This is a genomic window from Streptomyces sp. NPDC088194 (genome assembly GCF_040702025.1).
Lineage (GTDB): Bacteria > Actinomycetota > Actinomycetes > Streptomycetales > Streptomycetaceae > Actinacidiphila.
In genome coordinates this window covers 15,189-34,249 of sequence record NZ_JBFBIV010000015.1, presented here as the reverse complement: position 1 = coordinate 34,249, position 19,061 = coordinate 15,189, and the positions used below count along the sequence as shown (strand labels likewise).

15 protein-coding genes and 1 riboswitch are annotated in these 19,061 nt (G+C 73.6%); of the genes, 12 read left to right on the top strand and 3 right to left on the bottom strand.

The window, feature by feature from the left end:
- Positions 1 to 50: 50 nt before the first annotated feature.
- The 3 genes from AB0399_RS10820 to AB0399_RS10810 form a co-directional block, all read right to left on the bottom strand.
- Positions 51 to 1,025: a hypothetical protein gene (locus tag AB0399_RS10820; RefSeq protein ID WP_366411075.1), complete on the bottom strand. Its 975-nt coding sequence runs from the start codon at positions 1,023 to 1,025 to the stop codon at positions 51 to 53.
- Positions 1,026 to 1,186: 161 nt separating this feature from the next.
- A complete protein-coding gene (locus AB0399_RS10815; protein WP_366411019.1) occupies positions 1,187 to 4,876 on the bottom strand; it encodes a prenyltransferase/squalene oxidase repeat-containing protein in 3,690 nt (1,229 codons plus the stop codon).
- 98 nt (positions 4,877 to 4,974) lie between these two features.
- A riboswitch (cobalamin riboswitch) is annotated at positions 4,975 to 5,108 on the bottom strand.
- Positions 5,109 to 5,120: 12 nt separating this feature from the next.
- Positions 5,121 to 5,690 carry a GNAT family N-acetyltransferase gene (locus AB0399_RS10810; protein WP_366411018.1) on the bottom strand — a complete coding sequence of 190 codons (570 nt, stop codon included), beginning with the start codon at positions 5,688 to 5,690 and terminating at the stop codon, positions 5,121 to 5,123.
- Between the two features lie 390 nt (positions 5,691 to 6,080).
- On the opposite strand from AB0399_RS10810, the gene AB0399_RS10805 reads away from it, so the two are divergent.
- The 12 genes from AB0399_RS10805 (at position 6,081) to AB0399_RS10750 (ending at position 19,058) form a co-directional block, all read left to right on the top strand.
- Positions 6,081 to 6,884: an ABC transporter ATP-binding protein gene (locus tag AB0399_RS10805; protein WP_329369969.1), complete on the top strand. Its 804-nt coding sequence runs from the start codon at positions 6,081 to 6,083 to the stop codon at positions 6,882 to 6,884.
- 9 nt (positions 6,885 to 6,893) lie between these two features.
- Positions 6,894 to 7,667 (top strand): SRPBCC domain-containing protein, encoded by a 774-nt coding sequence (locus AB0399_RS10800; protein ID WP_366411017.1) that lies wholly within the window; start codon positions 6,894 to 6,896, stop codon positions 7,665 to 7,667.
- The gene (locus tag AB0399_RS10795; protein WP_329369965.1) at positions 7,645 to 8,505 is read left to right on the top strand and encodes an aldolase/citrate lyase family protein; all 861 of its coding nucleotides are present in this window, start codon (positions 7,645 to 7,647) and stop codon (positions 8,503 to 8,505) included. The genes AB0399_RS10800 and AB0399_RS10795 overlap by 23 nt, the downstream gene beginning before the upstream one ends.
- Before the next feature lie 210 nt (positions 8,506 to 8,715).
- Positions 8,716 to 9,795, top strand: a complete 1,080-nt coding sequence (locus AB0399_RS10790; protein ID WP_329369963.1) for an amidohydrolase family protein — start codon at positions 8,716 to 8,718, stop codon at positions 9,793 to 9,795.
- On the top strand, positions 9,792 to 11,444 hold the full coding sequence (locus AB0399_RS10785; protein WP_366411016.1) for a thiamine pyrophosphate-binding protein: 1,653 nt from the start codon (positions 9,792 to 9,794) through the stop codon (positions 11,442 to 11,444). Before AB0399_RS10790 ends, AB0399_RS10785 begins: the two co-directional genes overlap by 4 nt.
- Positions 11,444 to 12,451, top strand: coding sequence for a hypothetical protein (locus AB0399_RS10780; RefSeq protein ID WP_366411015.1), 1,008 nt, complete (start codon positions 11,444 to 11,446; stop codon positions 12,449 to 12,451). The genes AB0399_RS10785 and AB0399_RS10780 overlap by 1 nt, the downstream gene beginning before the upstream one ends.
- Positions 12,448 to 13,620: a DUF3500 domain-containing protein gene (locus AB0399_RS10775; protein ID WP_366411014.1), complete on the top strand. Its 1,173-nt coding sequence runs from the start codon at positions 12,448 to 12,450 to the stop codon at positions 13,618 to 13,620. Before AB0399_RS10780 ends, AB0399_RS10775 begins: the two co-directional genes overlap by 4 nt.
- 17 nt (positions 13,621 to 13,637) lie before the next feature.
- Complete coding sequence (locus tag AB0399_RS10770) at positions 13,638 to 14,504, top strand: hypothetical protein (protein ID WP_366411013.1); 867 nt, start codon at positions 13,638 to 13,640, stop codon at positions 14,502 to 14,504.
- Between the two features lie 78 nt (positions 14,505 to 14,582).
- Positions 14,583 to 15,602 (top strand): ABC transporter substrate-binding protein, encoded by a 1,020-nt coding sequence (locus tag AB0399_RS10765; RefSeq protein ID WP_366411012.1) that lies wholly within the window; start codon positions 14,583 to 14,585, stop codon positions 15,600 to 15,602.
- A 106-nt stretch (positions 15,603 to 15,708) separates the two neighbouring features.
- Positions 15,709 to 16,569, top strand: a complete 861-nt coding sequence (locus tag AB0399_RS10760) for an amidohydrolase family protein (protein ID WP_366411011.1) — start codon at positions 15,709 to 15,711, stop codon at positions 16,567 to 16,569.
- A 90-nt stretch (positions 16,570 to 16,659) separates the two neighbouring features.
- On the top strand, positions 16,660 to 17,331 hold the full coding sequence (locus AB0399_RS10755) for a GntR family transcriptional regulator (protein WP_329369950.1): 672 nt from the start codon (positions 16,660 to 16,662) through the stop codon (positions 17,329 to 17,331).
- A 143-nt stretch (positions 17,332 to 17,474) separates the two neighbouring features.
- Positions 17,475 to 19,058, top strand: coding sequence for a carboxylesterase family protein (locus tag AB0399_RS10750; protein ID WP_366411010.1), 1,584 nt, complete (start codon positions 17,475 to 17,477; stop codon positions 19,056 to 19,058).
- The last annotated feature ends 3 nt before the right edge of the window (positions 19,059 to 19,061 follow it).

The following is a 19,061-nucleotide window of genomic DNA, read 5'->3' as shown; positions in this document are numbered from 1 at the left end:
TTCGGTCGGCGGCCCCTCGGCGCCGGGACGCACCACGCTGCGGGTCACGACTACTCCGTCCGACGGCGGCGCCGCACCTGGACGACGGTCGCGCCACCGATCCCGGCCACCAGCACGGACGTCACCGCGATGGGAACGAACGAGCCCGAGGAGTGGTGGACGGCGGCCGTCGGCGAGGCATCCACCACCGGCGGAGCGGAGGACGACCGGGTGCCCGCTCCCGCGTCCGCGCTGGGAGTGGCGGAAGGCGGGCAACTCGGGGTGGCCGCGGGGGCCGGCGTACGGGTCGGGCTCGGCGTGGCCGTGCGCGTCGGCGTCGCGGTGCGCGTGAGCGTGGGCGTGGGCGTGGGCGTATCGGTGGCCGGGCAGCTCGGGCTCGCCGTGGGGGTCGGGCCGGTGCCCGACGGATGGGGCGAGGGACTGGCCTTGCCGCCGGTCCCGCCCTTCGTGCCTCCCGCCGCCGGCTGCCCTCCGGACGCGGGCGGCGAGTGCGTCGCGGGCGGCTTCCCCGCGCCGCCACCGGAGGTCGAACTCCCGCCGCCGGAGGTCGAACCCCCGCCGCCGGTCGAACTCCCGCCCCCGGGCGCGGTGTTGTGCGCCCGCACGCTGTCCGGGGAGAACGTCGGCCGCCCCTGGGTGCCCGCGGTGTTCGTCGCGCCGAAGATCCACAGATCGACGCTGCCGGGCTTGGGGTGGTAGCTCATCGAGCCCAACTGGCTGTAGGACCAGCTGTTCTGGCCCGGGTCGGCGTGCCAGTACGACCAGTACGCGGTGGCCGGCGGCGTCAGCACGCACGCATCGTCCTTGCTGGTGGGGTACTGCTTGCCGCCCTGGTAACCGGCGTAGCCGATCCGGCAGATGAAGGCCGGGCCGTCGTGCTGGGTGCCCGTGGTCTGCCAACCGCCCTGGTTGAGCAGGGCGTAGCCGGTGGTGGGCGTGGTGCCGCACGAGCGCAGCAGCGGGCCGCCCCAGTGGCTGAAGTCCACCGCGAGCACCACGCCGGAGGTCGTCGTGCACGTGCTCATCGGCAGCGGGCTCGCCGCCGCGCTGCCAGCCCCGGGGCCGAGCCCGGTCAGCGCGGCCGCGCACAGCACCGCGAGCGCGGCCCCCACGCGGACGAACCGCTCCCGTACGCCGGGGCCCGAGCCGGGCGCCGCCGCCCGGCGCGTTCGGCTGGAGAACTTCCTCACTGGTGCCTCCCCTCGTCGGCCGACCTGCGGCGCAGGGCCGTCATCGCGGCGCCGGCGGCCAGCAGGATCGCGGCAGCGGCGGCCAGCGAGAGCACCGCCGTACCGGTCGCCGCGAGCGTGCCGCCGGAGGAGCCGCCGGAGCCCGAGCCGGAGTCGGAACCGCCCGACGAGCCGCCCGACGAGCCGCCGGACGCACCGCCGTCGTCACCGCCGCCGACCGCCGTGATCGGGCCGAGCGCGTGGGTGAGCGTGGTCAGCGGGGTGCCGGCGAGGGCCGGCACGGCCTGCGTGCTGGAGCGGACGTCGGAGTCGCCCGCGTCGGCGGTGATCCGGACGCCGCCGTCGGTGTTCTGCGCCGACACCAGGAACTCCTGCCCGCTGCGGGCGGGTTCGGGGCGGAGCCGGTCGGTGGCGAGCAGGCCCTGCACCGCCAGCGCGGTGGAGTTGGTGCTGACGCCGGCCGCGCCCTGGTAACCGCCGCTGCTCTGCTGCGCCTTGACGAGGTACGCCCGCGCGGCGGCGACCGCGTCGGCGTGCCCCGGCACCAGCGTGAGCGCCTGCACGGCGTACCCGGTGGTGTCCGTGTCGGACGTGCAGCTGGCGCCGGCCGCGATCAGCGTGGAGGAGAACCCGCCGTCCTTGCACTGGAGTTGGAGCAGCCGGTCGGCCGCGGCGGGCGGTACGGTGACGCCGCCGCGGGCCAGCGCGAGCACGCCGAGGGCCTGCGAGACCGTGGAGTACGCCTGGGAGAAGTCACCCGGCGCGGTGCACGCGCCGTCGTCGGTGGCCGCGGTGCAGACGTGGCCGGTCAGCGTGGTGAGCAGGTCGAACCCGCCGAAGTGGTGCGGGTCCTGCCCCATCACCTCGGCGACCAGCGCCAGCTTGGCCGCCGAACCGCTGTACGGGCCCGGGTAGTCGGACGTGCCGTCCGGGTCGGCGTACTGCGCGACATGCCCGGCGAGGTAACCCGTCGTCTTGGTCAGCGCCTCGTCCTGTCCGCCGGTCGAGGCGAGCGCGAGCGAGAGGTCGGCGGTGAGGCCGTAGTCCGGGCCGTAGTCGTTGGCCAGGTGGTCGCCGCCGTCGAGTTGCTTGACGAGGTAGCCGGCACCGGCCGCGGCCGCCTTCTGGTCGCGCAGGTCCCGCAGCAGCGTGCCGAAGGAGGTGCCGACCGCCCCGCCGAGCGCCTGCGTGGACGCGCGCAGGTCGGACGTGGTCTGGGCGGCGTCGGAGGCGACCCGGAAGCCGCCGTCCGGGTTCTGCTCGGCGGCCAGGAACGCGCGGGCCTTGGCGATCTGCCCGGTGTACGTGCCGCCGCCTGCGCCGTCCAGGCTGAGCCCCTGGATCGCGAGGGCCGCGGAGTTGACGGAGTCGCCGGCCGCGCCGTGGAACCCGCCGTTCGCCAGCTGCTTGCCCGCCAGCCACGCGCCGCCCTTCGCGACGGCCCGCGCCGCCGCGTCGCCGGGCACCAGGTCCAGCGCCATCATCGCCATCGCGGTGCTGTCCGCGTCCTGGTCGCCGCCGGACGGGATCAGGCTCGGCCAGGCGCCGTCGGCGTCCTGGAGGCTCTCCAGGTAGGTGATCGGCCCGGCCGCCCGGTCGGCCTCGCCGGCCCGGATCTGCGCGACGACGCCGAGGGACTGGGAGAACACCGAGGTCGCGTAGGCGTAGTCGTCCTTGGCCGCGCAGCCGCCTGAGGCGTCGGCCTTCGCGCAGACGGTGGCGTCGAGCGCGGCGATCAGGTCGTGGCCGCCGAAGGCGCGGGGGTCGGCGCCGAGCACCTCGGCCGCCACCGCCTCTTTGGCGAGCGAGCCGCCCTGGGCGTAGGAGGTGCCGATCAGCGTCCAGGCGTCGATACCGCGACCGCCGGCGTCCTTGCCGTGCTGGAGGAAGTCCGAGATCGACGCCAGGGTGTCGTCGGCGCCGCCGGTCGCGGCCAGGGCGAACAGGCCGTCGATGGTCATGCCGAAGTCGGCGAAGCCGGGCGAGGACTCGTAGGAGTGGCCGTCGACCAGGTTGTCGCCGTTCACCAGGTAGGCGACCCCCTTGGCCAGGTCCGGGCCGACCGCGGTCGGGGACTGCGAGGGCGAGGAGGTGTCCGACGGGGTGGTGGGCGCGGTCGCCGACGGGGAGGTGGGCGGCGTGGTGTGCCGCGCGCCGAACGTCAGCGTGGCGAGGTCGGTGCCGGTGGCGGCGAGCAGCGCCGGGGTGGTGGCGTGGACGTCGGGGGCGCCGCCGGAGGTGTCCGCGGTGAATCCGCCGCCGTCGGACTGGCGGGCGACCGCCCAGTCGCGGGCCCTCACCGCCTGGTCGGTGTCGCCGAGCAGGCGCAGCGCCTGCGCGGCGGCCGCGGTGGTGGCGGTGTCCGCGGACGCGGCGCCGTACGGCACGAAGCCGCCGTCCGCGGCCTGCCGCCCGGTCAGGTAGTCGCCGGCCTTGCTCAACACATCCGCGGTACCCGGGAGTTGCTTGAGCGCGATGACCGCGTCGGCGGTGATCGCCGGGTCGGAGGAGCAGCGCTCGCTCGCGCCGAGCATCGAGGCGGAGAAGCCGCCGTCGGCGCACTGCATGCCGGTGAGCCGGGAGACCGCGGCGGGCGGCGGGGTGACGCCGCCGCGCTCCAGGGCGAGCAGCGCCAGCGCCTGGGTGTCCGGCGAGCCGACGTTGTGGAAGTCGCCGGCGGCGGTGCAGTTGCCCTGGCTGCCCGCGGCCGTGCAGACGTGGTCGGTGAGGTCGGCCAGCAGGTCGCGGCCGCCGACCTTGGCGGGGTCGGCGCCGAGGATCTCGGTGAGCAGCGCCAGGTTCGCGGTGGCGGCCACGCTCGGCACCGGGACCGTCGGGTCGGGGAAGAGGTAGTCGGCGAGGTGCGCGGTCAGGTACGCGTCGATCCTGCGGACGGTGGCCTCGGACCCGCCGGCCGCGGCCAGTGCCACGGCGGTGGAGTCGGTGGCGCCGAGGTCGGTGGTGTCCCTGTCGCTGTCGTACACGTGGTCGCCGTCGGTGAGCCGCCCGGTCAGCCACTTCGCCGCACCGGCCAGGTCCGCGTCGGCCGCGGCCGGGGGGCCGGCCGGCGACGTCGGCGGCGTGGCCGGGGGCGTGGCCGGCGGGGTGGTGGCCGAGGTGTCCTGGGCCCGTACGGAGTCGGGGGTGAAGGACGGGCCGCCGGTGGTGCCGCCGGTGTCGGTCGGGCCGAAGACCCACGCCTCGACCTCGCCGTCCGCCGGGTGGTCGCTCAGCGCGCCCAGCGGGCTGTAGGTCCAGGTGTGCTGCCCGGCCGGCGCGATCCAGAACGACCAGTAGGCGTCGGCCGGCGGGGTGAGCACGCACGGCTCGTCGGCCGCCGTCGGGTACTCGGTGCCGCCGTCGTAGTCCGCGTCGCCGATCCGGCAGACGAAGCCGGGGCCGTCGTGCACGGTGCCGGTGGTGGTGAACCCGGCGTCGTGCAGCAGGTTCATGCCGGTGGTCGGGTGCGCGTCGCAGCCGCGGACGACCGGGCCGCCCCAGTGCGCGAAGTCCACCGCGACGACCGCGCCCTTGGTCGGCGTGCAGGCGCCGATCGGGTCGGCGTGCGCGGGCGCGGCGGCCGACACCAGGCCGGCCGCGACCGAGCCGAAGGTCAGCGCGGCCGCGGTGAGCAGCACGGCGGTGCGCGGCCGTCTGTGACGGCGACGCCTGGCGAGAACGAGCACGGGTGGCCCCCCGGTCCGGCCGGCGCGGAGCGCGGGCCACGGAGGGAAAGCCGGCACACGAACCGGCCTGTCGTCCGTGCCGTAGTCCTCGACGGCGAGCGTGACTTGCTGTTCAGCGCAGGTGGTCCGGCTCGCCCGCCTCGCGGTGGGCCTACGGTTGCGGGTCAGCGCCGGGTTTCGACCGGCTTCCCCTGGCTGCTGAATCGGAAATGCGTTTCATGGCACCACGCGGCGGCGCGTCCCGTCAACGTGACGGACCGTTGCCTTCACCACTCCCCCGCGGCCGCTGCCGCCGGCCCCCTCCACCGCCACGCGAGCCGAGCACGCCGGACGAGCCGAGCACGCCGAGCAATCCGCGCGAGCCGAGCACGCCGCGCGCGCTTGCCCCGCGACGGCACCCGCCCGCCGGTGCCCGCTGCCCCTGCTCCCCGACCGCGAACCGGTACACCGTCGACCGCCTCGCCGCGAACCCGAGCCGCTCGTAGAGCCGGTTCGCGGCGCCGCGTTCCGGGCGCGAGGTGAGGTCGACACTGCGCGCGCCGGCCTCCCGCGCGAGCCGCACCGCGTGCCCGGTCAGCAGCGCCGCGACCCCCTGGCCGCGCGCCGCGCCGTCCACCACGACGTCCTCCACCCGCCCGCGCGGGCCGGAGGCGAGCGGCAGCAGCACCAGGGTCAGGGTGCCGACGACCTTGCCGCCGGACCGGGCGACCAGCACCGTGCCGGTCTCGCAGCCCACGATCCGCTCGACCGTCTCCCGGCCCAACGGCCGCAGGGATGAGGACAGTTGCGGCAGCAGGCGGCCGAACGCCGCCACAAACCTCCGAGCTCGCGGACCGTACGACGTCGACTTCGACCCCGACCTCGACGCTCACGCAGCGGAGCTTGTCGAGGCCCCCGAGAGCGGCCAGATAGCTAACTTGTCCAACAATCTTGGATGTGACTCACGGCGCCCATCGGCTCACTGCGCGATTTTCGTGCAGAGTTCTTGTGGGCTTGATTCGGCGGTGTTACGGTCACTCGCAAGTTGTTGGACAATCCATCGCTCGACGCGAGGAACCCCACGCGTCGGGCGCCACGCGGAGACGAGCTGAGCCGCAGCCGCAGCCGCAGTCGTCGAAATCCATCGAGACCCATCGGCAAGGCCACTCGAACGTGTACACGCGAGTGCCGGATCGCCTCACCCGAGCCGGTCAAGGAGACAGAGTTGTCGACCAACCAGCGGGACCACAGCGCGGAGGCACTCCGCTTCGACCACGTCACCCTGGAATTCCCCGGGGGACACCAACCGGCCATCGAGGACGTCTCGTTCAGGGTCGCGCGGCGCAAGTTCGTCGCCGTGATCGGACCGAGCGGGTGCGGCAAGAGCACGATCCTCAACCTGGCCGCCGGCCTGCTCCGCCCGACCAGGGGCGAGGTCCACTTCAACGGCGAACCCGTCACCGGGGTCAACTCCGAAGCCGCGTACGTGACCCAGAAGGCCAACCTGCTGCCCTGGCTCAGCGTGAAGGCCAACATCGGCCTGGCGCTGAAGTTCCGCAGGGTCCCCAAGGCGGAGCGTGACGAGCGGATCGCGCACTGGATCAAGGTGGTCGGCCTCACCGGGTTCGAGGACCACTACCCGCGCGAGCTCTCCGGCGGCATGCAGAAACGCGTCGCCATCGCCCGCGCGCTGATCTACGACCCGTCCATCGTGCTGATGGACGAGCCGTTCGGCCCGCTGGACGCCATCACCCGGCTCAAGCTCCAGCAGGACCTGCTCAATCTGTGGGAGGAGCAGGAGGGCACGCTCGTCTTCGTCACCCACGACCTCAACGAGGCGATCTACCTCGCCGACGAGGTGATCGTGATGTCCAAGGGGCCCGGGACGGTGCACCGCACCCTCGAAGTCCCCTTCCCCCGGCCCCGATCCATCGGGTCGCTGGTCGAGTCGCACGAGTTCTCCGAGCTCTACAACGACCTGTGGAGCCTGTTCAAGTCGGAGATCGACCTGTCCGACGCCTCCGCGTAAGGAACCGCAGTGATAACGATCAAGGAAGAGATCGACGTCCCGAGCCCGCGCGGCCGGGTCTGGGAGGTCGTGTCGAGCCCCTCGGACGTCGTGTCCTGCATCAGTGGCGCCGAGTTGGGCGCCGCCCACGACGACGGGTCGTTCGACGGTGCCCTGGTGGTGAAGTTCGGCGCGATCCGGGTGAGGTTCGCCGCCCGCATCCGGCTGGAGCTGGACGAGCCCGAGTCCGAGGGCCGGCTCACCGCCCGCGGCGGCGACGGGCAGGGGGCCACCCGCTTCCGCGGTGACGCCACCTTCCGCGTGGTCGACGGCGCCGCGGCCGGCAGCGCGCGGGTGCTGATGAACGGCGAGGTGACCCTCACCGGCAAGCTCGCGTCGCTGGTCGAGTCGGGCGCCGGGGTCGTGATCTCCAGGATGACCAAGGACTTCTCGGCGAAGCTGGTCGCGAAGTGCGCCGAGCCGGCCACCGGCCAGGTGTCCGTGCCGGTCGGCGCCGCGGCATCCGGGCCGTCCGCCGAGCGGGCGGCAGCCGACGCCGCCCCGCCCGTACCCGCCCCCGTGCCCGCACCGGCCGCCGCCCCGCCCCGTACCGGCCCGCTGCGCCGCTGCCTCGCCTGGCTCGCCCGCGTCCTGGGCCGGCGGCGGAGCCCGGCGGCACCGGCACCGGCGACCCCTACGGCCTCGGACCGAGCCGCCCCGCCCGCTTCTCTCCCGCACACCGCACACGCACCGCAGACGACGCAGACCGAGGAGGTCGGCAGTGGCAACGCCCCGGCTCAATAAGGTGATCGGCGCCCTCGAAGCGGGACAGCACGTCTTCGCGTCCTTCGCCGCGGCCGACCCGTCCGCCGCCCTGGAGTTCGGCACCACCGGCTACGACGCCCTGGTCTTCGAGACCGAGCACAAGCCCTGGGACGTGCCGGCGCTGCGCGACACCCTCCAGTACCTGCTGAACCGGCGGCAGATCTTCGGCGCCGACAGCGTGGCCCCCGCGCTCACCCCGCTGGTCCGGATACCGGTCAACGGCGCCGAGAAGGGGCAGTGGCAGGCCAAGCAGGCGCTCGACCTGGGCGCGTACGGCATCGTGTGGCCGCACATCTCCACGGTCGAGGAGGCGTACAACGCGGTCGCCGCCTGCCGCTACCCGCGGCTGCCCGACCGCCCTCGCCACGAACCCGCCGGCCTGCGCGGCGACAGCCCGGCCGCCGCGGCCCGCTACTGGGGCATCTCCAACGCGGAGTACTACGCGAAGGCCGACGTCTGGCCGCTGGACCCGGACGGCGAGATCCTGGTGGCCCTCATGATCGAGGACCAGCTCGCCATCGACAACCTGCCGGACATCCTCGACCAGGTGCCGGGCATCGGGCTGATCATCATCGGCGAGGGCGACATGAGCCAGGAACTGGGCATCCCGCGCCAGTACGACCACCCGCTGATGCGGGAGTGCAAGCGCCGCGTCCTCGACATCTGCGCCGCCCGCGGCGTCCCCGTCGGCCACCCCCACGTCACCGCCGACAACGTCAAGCAGGTGCTGGAGGACGGCTACCGGTTCCTGATGTCCATGCCGGTACGGACCTACCCCGGCCTGGAGCTCGGCCGGACGCTGACCGGACGCGACTGACGGCTGCCGGTACCTTCCGGCACCTCCCACCGTCCCAAGCCGTCCCGCCTTCCCGCGCCCCCACGTTTTCACGCCCCTTCCCCGCCCTTCCCCGCCCTCCCGCGCCCTCGCGCGCCCGAAAACCTCCCACCGCCGGCCCTCCATGCCCGCGGCGCCCACCATCCACCGGCCCGCCGCGCGCCACGCACCACGCGAATCTCGGAGACTTCCATGCTCATCGACTGTCACGGTCACTTCACCACGGCCCCGGCCGCACTGGGGAAGTGGCGTGAACGGCAGATCCAGGCGTTCGAGGAATCGGGCGCGCGGCTGTCGCCCGCCGAACTCCGCATCAGCGACGACGAGATCACCACCGCCATCGAGCAGGGACAGCTCAGACTCCAGCGGGAGCGCGGCGTCGACGTCGCCCTCTTCTCCCCCGGCGCGGGCAAGATGGCGCACCACTACGGCGACGAGCAGACCAGCCTGGCCTGGTCGCACGTCAGCAACGACCTGATCGCCCGGGTGTGCGGGCTCTTCCCCGGCCGGTTCGTCGGGGTGTGCCAGCTCCCGCAGTCCCCGGGCGAGCCGCTGGCGTCGTCGGTCCGCCGCAGCGCCACCGAACTGCGGCGCTGCGTCGAGGAGTTGGGCTTCGTCGGCTGCCTGCTCAACCCGGACCCGTCGGACGGCTACTGGCAGGCGCCGCCGCTGACCGACAAGGTCTACTACCCGCTCTACGAGACGATGGCGGAGCTGGACGTCCCCGCGATGGTCCATGTCGCGATGTCGCGCAACCCCGCGCTCCAGGGCACCTGCGCGCACTACCTCAACGGCGACACCGCTGCCTTCATGCAGCTGTGCCAGTCGGACCTGTTCACCGACTTCCCGACGCTGAAGTTCATCCTGCCGCACGGCGGCGGCGCCGTCCCCTACCACTGGGGCCGCTACCGCGGGTTCATGCAGGACCAGGGGCGGCCGCCGCTGGAGGAGGCGGTGCTGCGGAACGTCTTCTTCGACACCTGCGTGTACCACCAGCGCGGCATGCAGCTGCTGGTGGACGTCGTCCCCGCGGAGAACATCCTCTTCGCCTCGGAGATGATCGGCGCCGTCCGCGGGGTGGACCCCGAGACCGGGCACCGGTTCGACGACACGAAGCACCTCCTGGACTCCATCGACACCTTGGCCGACTCCGACCGGCGGGCGGTGTACGGCGGCAACGCGCTGCGGGTGTTCGGACGGCTGGAAGGCGTGCTCTCCTCCCACGCCACCACGGCGGACCACGCCACGACCGCGAAGGAGAACGGCAAGTGAAGGTCTACGAGGCGCTCGCCGAGGCGTTCGTCAAAGAGGGCGCGACCGATGTCTTCGGCATGATGGGCGACGCCAACATGCACTGGATGAACGCCCTGCACGAGCGCGGGGTGAACCTGTACGAGGTGCGCCACGAGGGCTCGGGCCTGGGCATGGCCGACGGCTGGGCGCGCACCGCCGGCCGGCCAGGGGTGGTCACCACCACCAGCGGCCCCGGCACCGCCCAGCTCGCCACCTCGATGATCGTGGCCGCCCGCGCGCACACCCCGCTGGTCGCCTTCTGCGGCGAGACCCCGGTGGGCGACGAGTCAGCGGTGCAGTACCTCGACCAGCGCCGGTTCGCCGCCGCCATCGAGTGCGGCTTCGTCCACGTCTCCCGGCCCGACCTCGCCGAGGAGGCCGTGCAGCAGGCCTTCTACCAGGCCAGGACCGAGTCCCGGCCGGTGATGCTCAGCGCCCCCGTCGACGTGCAGGTCAAGGAGTACGAGGAGGCGGGGCCGTACATCCCCTCCACCGAACTCATCGACACCGCGCGGTTGTTGCCCGACCCGGCCAGGATCGAACAGGCATCGGCGCTGGTGCGGGCGGCCAAGCGGGTGGTGATCATCGCGGGCCGTGGAGCGCGCTCCTCGGACGCCGGTGAGGAGGTGCTGCGGCTCCAGCGGCGGACCGGCGCGCTGCTGGCCACCACGCTCCAGGCGAAGAACTGGCTGTGCGACGCCACCGAGTTCCACGTCGGGATCTCCGGGCTGTACGGCAACAAGGCCGCGATGGAGCTGCTCCAGGAGGCCGACTGCGTGATCGCGGTCGGCGCCAGCCTGAACCACTACACCACCGAACACGGCCTGCTCTTCCCCGACGCCACCTACGTGCAGATCGACAACGCGCCGCACGTGGTGATGGGCAACGGCCGGGCCGCGGAGTGCTACGTACGGGCCGACGCGCGCACCGCGCTCGCCGAGCTGAACCGGGCCCTGGAGCAGCACCCGGCGCAGCCGGAGGGCTTCCACACCGACGACGTGCGGCACCGGCTGACCGAGCCGCTGAAGGCCCCGTCCGGCTACGAGGCCGAGCCGGGCCGGCTCGACCCGCGCGAGGCCATCCGCGTGCTGGACGCCGAACTCCCGGGCGAGATCGGGCTGGTGCTCGGCAGCGGCCACCAGACCGACTTCGGCACGATGCTCTTCCAGCGCTCCCGCGACGTGCTGTCGAACTACGGCATGTTCGGCGCGATCGGCCAGGCCCCGCTGCTGACCATCGGCGCCGTCGTGGCGAACGGCGGCCGGCCGACGTTCGTGGTGGAGGGGGACGCCAGCTTCCTGATGCACCTGGCGGAGTTCGAGACCGCCTGCCGTTACGGCCTGCCGGTGCTGGTGGTGGTGATGAACGACGAGGGGCTGGGCGCGGAGTTCCACAAGGCGAAGGCCAAGGGCCTGGACCCGCAGCTCGCGGTGATCCCCAACCCCGACCTCGGCCCGGTCGCGATCGCGCTCGGCGGGGCCGGCGCCACCGTCCGCAGCACCGGTGAACTGCGCGCCGCGCTCGCGGAGTTCGTCCGTGACCCGCGCCCGACCGTGGTCGACGTGCGGATCACCCGGAACGTGCTGAGCGTGCCCTACCGGCGGCTCCAGTACGGCGAGGACGTGTGATGACCGCGCTCTCGGTCCTGCTGGGGGACTACCCGCACACCCGGCCGCTGAAGGACGGCACGATCCCGGTGCCCGGCGTGGAGTGCCACTGGGCACAGGCGTCCCCGCTGTACTCGGCCTTCGCCCGGATGGTGCGGGGCCTGGAGTACGACGTCTGCGAGATGGCGCTGGCGACGTACTTCCAGGCCAGGGAGGCCGGCGTGCCGATCACGCTGCTGCCGGTGGCGATGATCGGCGGCACCCACCACCAGTCGCTCACCCGGCTGCCGGACGGGCCGGCGCTCTCCCCGCGGCAGCTCGCGGGCAGCCGGGTCGGGGTGCGCTCCTACAGCCAGACCACCGGCCTGTGGGTGCGCGGGGTGCTGCGCGAGGACTACGGCGTGCAGCCCTCGGACGTCACCTGGGTCACCACCGAGGAGCCGCACGTCGCGCGGTACCGCGAGCCGGACAACGTCCGGCGGTCCCGGGCCGCGAAGGTCGCCGACCTGCTGCGCGACGGCGAGGTGGGCTCGGCGGTGCTCGGCCCGCGCGCCATCGGCACCCAGGGCGTCGAACTCGTCCCGGTCCTCCCGGACGCCCGGGCCGCCGCGCAGGCGTGGATCGACCGGCACGGCACCGTGCCGGTGAACCACATGGTCGTGGTGCGCGACGAGGTGCTGGAGTCCGCGCCGCAGGCGGTCGCCGCGCTGGTCGAAGCGCTGGCCGCCGCGATCGCGACCACCGCGGGCGAGCGCGACGGCTCTCCGGCCGGCCGGGTGGTCGCGGCCGGCTGGCGCCCGGAACTGGTCGCGGCCGTCGGGATCGGCGCCCGCTACGCCCTGGAACAGCAGGTCGTACGGTCCCCGATCGACGTCGAGCGGATCGCCGCGCACACCGCACACCTCGGCGCCGCACCGGCGCCCGGGAGTGCCGGGACTACCAGGGCTGCCAGGGCTGCCGGGACTGCCAGGACTGCCGAGACGCCCGGGACGCCCGACGAGCGGGACGCGGAGGTGAGCCGGCCGTGAGCGAACTGCGTGTCCGCGGGGACGCCCCCACCCGGCGCCCCGACGTATGGACCCCGGAGCTGCTGGAGAAGGTCGAGTGGCGCCGGCGCGCGGCGGACGAGCCGTTCCGCGGCGTCGCCGACCCGTCCGGCATACGCCCCGGCCTGTTCCCGCTCCGGACCACCGGCGTGGACGTCAGCGGTGTGCTCGGCGCAGCCGCGCGGTACCTGGCCGCGCTGGCACCGCGCGAACTGGCCGACGGGCGGCTGCCGATGGACGACGTGACGTGGCGGCACTGGGCCAACGGCGCCCGGTACTTCCTGCGGCACGGGCTGTGCCTGGAGGAACTCGACGACCGGACCAGGCAGTCGGCCCTGGAGATCGTCCGCGCCAGCCTGAGTGACGCGGGCTTCGCGCAGGTCCTCGACCTGATGCACCTGAACCTGACGGTCGGCGAGCTGCGCGGCGAGGAGCACCTGCTCAACGAGTGGCTGTACTGGTTCACCGTCTACGGCGACCCCGGAAGCGGCCCGTGGGGCTGGCAGCTCGACGGGCACCACGTCAACGTCAACTGCGCCTTCGTCGGCGACCAGATGGTGCTCACCCCGACGTTCCTCGGCGCGGAGCCGGTGCACGCCACCTCGGGGAAGTACGCCGGCACGCATGTCTTCCGGCGCGAGGAGGCGGTCGGGCAGGAGCTGTTCGACGGCCTGACCGGGCGGCAGCGCGCCCGGGCGGTGATCGCCGACGAGCTGCCGCCCGACCTGTTCGTGGGCGCCTTCCGGGACAACTACGAACTCGCCTACCAGGGCATGCCGTTCACCGAGCTGACCGGCCACCAGTACGCGCTGGCCACCGAGTTGCTCGGCCTGTACACCGGCCGGGCCGGCGCCGGCCACGCCGCGGCACGGATGGACGAGGTACTCGCGCACCGGCAGGACACGTACTTCGCCTGGATCGGCGACGGCGGCCCGGACAGCGCCTTCTACTACCGCGTGCACAGCCCGGTGATCCTCGTCGAGTTCGAGCACCAGGCCGGCGTGATGTTCGCCAACGACGTGCCGACGCGGCGGCACATCCACACCGTGGTCCGCACCCCGAACGGCAACGACTACGGCGCCGATCTGCTGCGCCGGCACCACGAGCGGCACCACCGGCCGGCGACCGCGGACCCGGCATCCGAGGCATGAAGCAGGAGGAGTCCCAGATGAAGTTGGTTGTGGGCCGCGACGACCTCGCGGCGGCGGCGCTGGAGGCCGCCCGGACGGCGGGCACCGAGGTGGAACGCCTCGACGTGCGGCCGGTGCACAAGGCGTCGCGCGGCTTCGTGAACGACGCGGCCGTGGACGTGTGCGAGCTCGCGGTGGTGACGCTGCTCCAGGCCGCCGCCTACGACCGGCCGGTGGTGCTGCTGCCGGTGACCACGCTGGTGCGCGCTCAGCACCAGACCCTGGTCACCATGGGCAACCTGTCGGTGCGGGACCTGGCGGGCCGCAGCGTCGGCGTCCGCTCCTGGAGCCAGACCACCGGGGTGTGGCTGCGCGGCTTCCTCACCGAGCAGTACGGCGTGGACCTGCGCACGGTGGACTGGACGGTGTACGAGGACGGACACGTCGACTCCTACCAGGACCCGTCGTGGGTGCGGCGCGCGCCGGAAGGGGCCAAGCTGCAGGCGGACTTCCTCGACGGCCGCCTCGACTACGGGATCATGGGCAACGAGCTCCCGGCCGACGACCGCATCCGCACCGCCGTCCCGGACGCGCTCGACGCCGCCGCTCAGTGGTCGGCGCGCAAGGGCTTCACCCCCGTCAACCACGTGATCGGCGTGTCCGAGGCCGCCGCCCGCGAGAACTCCGCGGCGATCTGCGCGATGTACGACGCGATCCGCGAGATGGCCGCCAAGGACGAGGGCGGGTCCGACCCGGTGGGCTTCGACGCGCTGCGCGGCCCGGTCGCGCAGGTCGCGGCCTACGCGCTGGAGCAGGACGTGCTGCCACGCGCGGTGGACTTCGACGAGCTGGTGGCCCGGTCGTGCGCGGCCCTCGGGGTACCGCCGGCGCGGCTGGGCGGCTGACCCGCCGTGCCCCCGGCACCGGGACCGCACCCGGCACGGCATCCGCAAGCACCCGAACAAGACAGGACGAGGACACGCATGGGCAAGCTCACGGTCGCACTCGGCGCATACCCGCACGTGCAGGCACTGCTCGACGGCAGCGCGGCGGTGGACGGCTACGACATCGAGGAGGTGCGGGTCAGGCCGATCATCGGCGCCTACCGGCGGATGATCAGGGACCTGGAGTTCGACGTGTGCGAACTCGCCCCGGTCTCCTACCTGATGGCGCTCCAGGAAGGGGTGCCGCTCACCGCGGTGCCGGTCTTCCTCAACCGCCGCTTCCACCACGGCGACATCCAGTGCGCCGCCGGCTCCGGCATCCGCGTCCCGAAGGACCTGGAGGGGCGCCGGGTCGGGGTGCGCGCCTACACGGTGAGCACCGGCGTGTGGGTGCGCGGGGTGCTCCGCGACGAGTACGGCGTGGACGTGGAGAAGATCACCTGGGTGGTGGACGACGACGACCACATCGAGGGGCGGGCCCCGTCGAACGTCGAACGGGTCACCGACGGGCGCTCGCTGGGCGAGCTGCTGCGCGCCGGGGAGATCGACGCCGCGTTCACCGGCAACGCCGGCACCGGAAGGGCCGGCGCGCCCAAGGCCGGCTGGACGGCCGCGGCCGAAGCCACCCCCACCGCCACCGGCACCGGCACCGGCACCGGTGACGACGCCGGCGACGACGGCCCGTACCCGCTCTTCGCCGACGCCGACGTGCTCGGTGCCGACTGGTACCTGCGCACGGGGATCTACCCGCTGCACTCGGTGGTCGCGCTCCGCTCCGAACTGGTGGCCCGCGACCCGGACCTGCCGACGGCGCTGTACGCGGCGCTGGCCGACAGCAAGCGGCGGCAGGTCGCCGCGGACCCGGAGTGGACCGAACTTCCGCGCTTCGCCCGGCAGGCGCGCCAGATCGGCGGCGACCCGGTGCCGTACGGCATCGGCGCCAACGAGGCGAGCCTGGCCGCGGCCGTCCGCTACTCCCGCGACCAGGGCCTGCTCGACGCGGGCTTCCCCGCCGACCCGCGACGGCTGTTCGCCGAGGGCGACCACCCGGACGCCTGACCGCCTGACCGCCCGCACCCGCCGGGCGCCCGCACCGCCCACCACCCGTCACCGCACGCGCGGTTCACGCAGGACAGACACGCAGCACAAGGAGCGAGGGAACACCGTGGACGTCGTCGACACACACTGCCACATCATCTCCGAGGACCTGGCGCGCTATCCGCGGGCGCCGATCGGCGGGAAGCAGTCGGAATGGGCCGCGTCCCGGCCGGTCACCGCGGACGGCATGGCCGCCCGCATGGACGAGGCGGGCATCGGCCAGGCCGTCCTGGTGCAGGCCACCACCGCCTACGGGTACGACAACTCCTACGTGCTGGACAGCCGCCGGCGCCGGCCGGAGCGGTTCGTCGCCGTGGGCACCTTCGACCCGCTGCGGCCCGGCTCCGGCGCGCGGCTGCTGGACCTGGTCGGCGACAACGGCCTCGCCGGGGTGCGGCTGTTCACCAGCGGCAGCACCGTGCCCACGCAGGGCGAGTGGTTCGCGGCGCCGGAGACCCACGACTTCTGGCGGACCGCCGAGGAGGCCGGCATCACCGTCTGCCTCCAGATGCGGCTGGGGCCGGCCACCAGGCAACTGGTCGAGGTGCTGGAGCGGTTCCCCGGTGTCCGGGTGCTCCTGGACCACATGGGATACCCCGACATCGCCGCGTCGCCCGCGCGGGCCGGCCAGGAGGTGGCCGAACTCGCCGCGAACCCGGGCCTGTTCCTGAAACTCACGCACCGCAACCTCGAACGGCTGCGGGACGCCGGAAAGGAGGCGGCCGACTTTCTCGATCCGGTACTCGCCGCGTTCGGCGCGGAACGGATCGCCTGGGGATCGAACTGCCCCGCCGCCGAGCAGTCGCTGCCGGAACTCCTCGCACTCGCGCGGAACGTCCTGACCGGACTGCCCGAGCCGGCACAGCAGAATATCTTCGCCGGCACCGCACGGCGCCTTTACCCCGGACTCGGCGCGGCCCGGAACTAGCCGCGGCACGGGGGCGCGTCCCGCCGCCGTGCCGAACGCCGAACCGGGTACGGGCTGCGCATTCCCTTCTAGGACACGTAGGCGATCACGATGGACCAGAGCAACAACGACGGCACCACCGGCGAGACCAGGACGTCCGGCACCCGCTACAGCCAGGCGTACGACGAACTGCGCTCGCTCCTGCTGTCGGGCAGCATCGAGCCGAACACCCGGCTCACCGAAGCCGACCTGACCAGGATGTTCAACGTCTCGCGCAGCACCATGCGCTCGGTCCTTGTCCGGTTGACGCAGGAGGGCTACGTCACCAGCGAGGTCAATCGCGGCGTGCGCACCAGGAGCTTCTCGCCGGAAGAGGCGAAGGACATTCTGGAAGCGCGCGAGACCCTCGAATCCGCGCTGGCCGGCAAGGCGGCGGAACGGGCCACGGAGGACGAGATCCGCGAATTGCGCCGCACGCTGGAGGAAATGGCCGACGCGCAGTCGCGCGACGACCAGGCGGCGTATTCGCAGGGCAACCGCCGATTCCACCAGCAGGTGAAGGCGGCCGCCCACCAGACGACGCTGGCCCGGGCGTACGACACCCTGCTGTACCCGCTGGTGATGCGCCAGTACCGGAACATCTCCGCGCACCACCCGCGGTCGGGGTCGTTCGACGAACACCAGGCCATCCTGCTCGCCATCGTCACCCGCAACCCCGAAGCGGCCACCGCCGCGATGCGGCACCACGTCGCCAGCGCCCGGCACGCGCTGGTCCTCGGATAGCGGGCCCGCCGCCGTGCGCCCCGCACCCCCTCGTCCGCCGCCCGCCGTCCGCCGTCCGCCGGGCCCGCGCACCGCGCCCCACCGGCGAAGCAACGGATGAATCGTCGGCTCCACCGACCGGAAGTGACTCCATGCAGCATCCAGTGGCAACCGAATCGGGCCTGGTAGAAGGCATATCGGGGCGGGACCGCACGGTCACCGTCTTCCGCGGTATCCCCTACGCCGCGCCTCCGGTCGGCGACCTGCGCTGGCGACCGCCCCAGCCGCCGGCCCCGTGGTCCGGCGTTCACAGGGCCGGCCGCTTCGGCCCGATGTGCCCGCAGGCGCCGCACGACGCGGCCACCGCCGGCGTCGAACTGCCCATGAGCGAGGACTGCCTCCACCTCAACGTCTGGACGCAGGGCATGGCCGCCACCGGCACCCCGCGGCCGGTGCTGGTCTGGATCTACGGCGGCGGCTTCCGGGGCGGCACCGGGGCCAACGCCCGCTTCGACGGTGAGGCCCTGGCCCGGCTCGGCCTGGTCGTGGTGACCTTCAACTACCGGCTGGGCGCCTTCGGTTTCCTGGCCACCCCCGAACTGAGCGAGGAGTCCGGGCACGGCGCCTCCGGCAACTACGGGCTGCTCGACAGCATCGCGGTGCTGCGCTGGGTGCGTGCCAACATCGCCGGCTTCGGCGGGGACCCGGACCGGGTCACGGTCGCCGGCCAGTCGGCGGGCGCCGGGTCGGTGAACTTCCTGGCCATGTCGCCGCTCGCCGAGGGGCTGTTCCACCGGGCCATCGCGCAGAGCCACGCCCGCTACTCCCGGGACCCCGAACTGGGCTACCTGGCCACCTCCTACCGCGTGCTGGCCGACGCCGAGCAGGACGGCGTCCGCTTCGCCCGGGAGCACGGCGCGCGGTCGCCGGCCGAACTGCGCGCGCTGCCCTGGCAGAAGCTGATCGACGGGCGGCCGGCCTTCGACCGCGGCGTCGACACCGCCGGCCCGGCCAAGCCGCCGCTGTTCCGCCCGGTGCTCGACGGGTGGGTGCTCCCGTACGGCTACGAGGACACCTACGCCAAGGGCCGGCAGAACGACGTCTGCTACCTGGCCGGGAACAACCTGGACGAGGGCGGGGCGGTCCCCGAGTCCACGTTCGCCGAGCACCGGGCGCGGGGGACGGCGGCGGTACGGCCGGGCGCGCCGCCGGTGCACGTCACGCTCGACGGGTATCTCGCCCACGCCGGGCGGAAGTTCGGCCCGCTCGCCGAGGAGTTCCTGCGGCTGTACCCGGCCGGCACCGACGACGAGGCCGCGCGCGCCGCCAACGCCGCGGTACGCGACAACTCCCGCGTCTCCACGTACCTGTGGGGCACCCAGTGGACCGAGCACGCCACCCGCCCCGCGTACACGTACTTCTGGACGCACCCCTCCCCCGCGCAGGGGCAGTCGCCCCGGCGCGCCTCGCACGGCGCCGAGATCGAGTTCGTCTTCGGCAACCTCGACCCCGGCGCCGCCCCCTGGACCGACGAGGACCGCGCCGTCTCGGCGACGGTCTCCGCGTACTGGGCCAACTTCGCCGCCACCGGCGATCCCAACGGCCCCGGCCTGCCGCACTGGCCGGTGTACGCGGCCGGCTCGCCGACCGTGATGGAGATCGGCGGCCGCTTCGGGCCGATCCCGGTGGCCGACCAGGTCCGGCTCGACTTCTGGAAGCGCTACTTCCAGACCCGACAGGCATGGTGACAG

Excerpts from the sequence above, each read along its gene's own strand:
- AB0399_RS10820 (WP_366411075.1), bottom strand. The coding sequence starts at position 1,025 with ATGAGCACGTGCACGACGACCTCCGGCGTGGTGCTCGCGGTGGACTTC.
- AB0399_RS10790 (WP_329369963.1), top strand. The coding sequence starts at position 8,716 with ATGCTCATCGACTGTCACGGTCACTTCACCACGGCCCCGGCCGCACTG.
- AB0399_RS10780 (WP_366411015.1), top strand. The coding sequence starts at position 11,444 with ATGACCGCGCTCTCGGTCCTGCTGGGGGACTACCCGCACACCCGGCCG.
- AB0399_RS10770 (WP_366411013.1), top strand. The coding sequence starts at position 13,638 with ATGAAGTTGGTTGTGGGCCGCGACGACCTCGCGGCGGCGGCGCTGGAG.
- AB0399_RS10765 (WP_366411012.1), top strand. The coding sequence starts at position 14,583 with ATGGGCAAGCTCACGGTCGCACTCGGCGCATACCCGCACGTGCAGGCA.
- AB0399_RS10755 (WP_329369950.1), top strand. The coding sequence starts at position 16,660 with ATGGACCAGAGCAACAACGACGGCACCACCGGCGAGACCAGGACGTCC.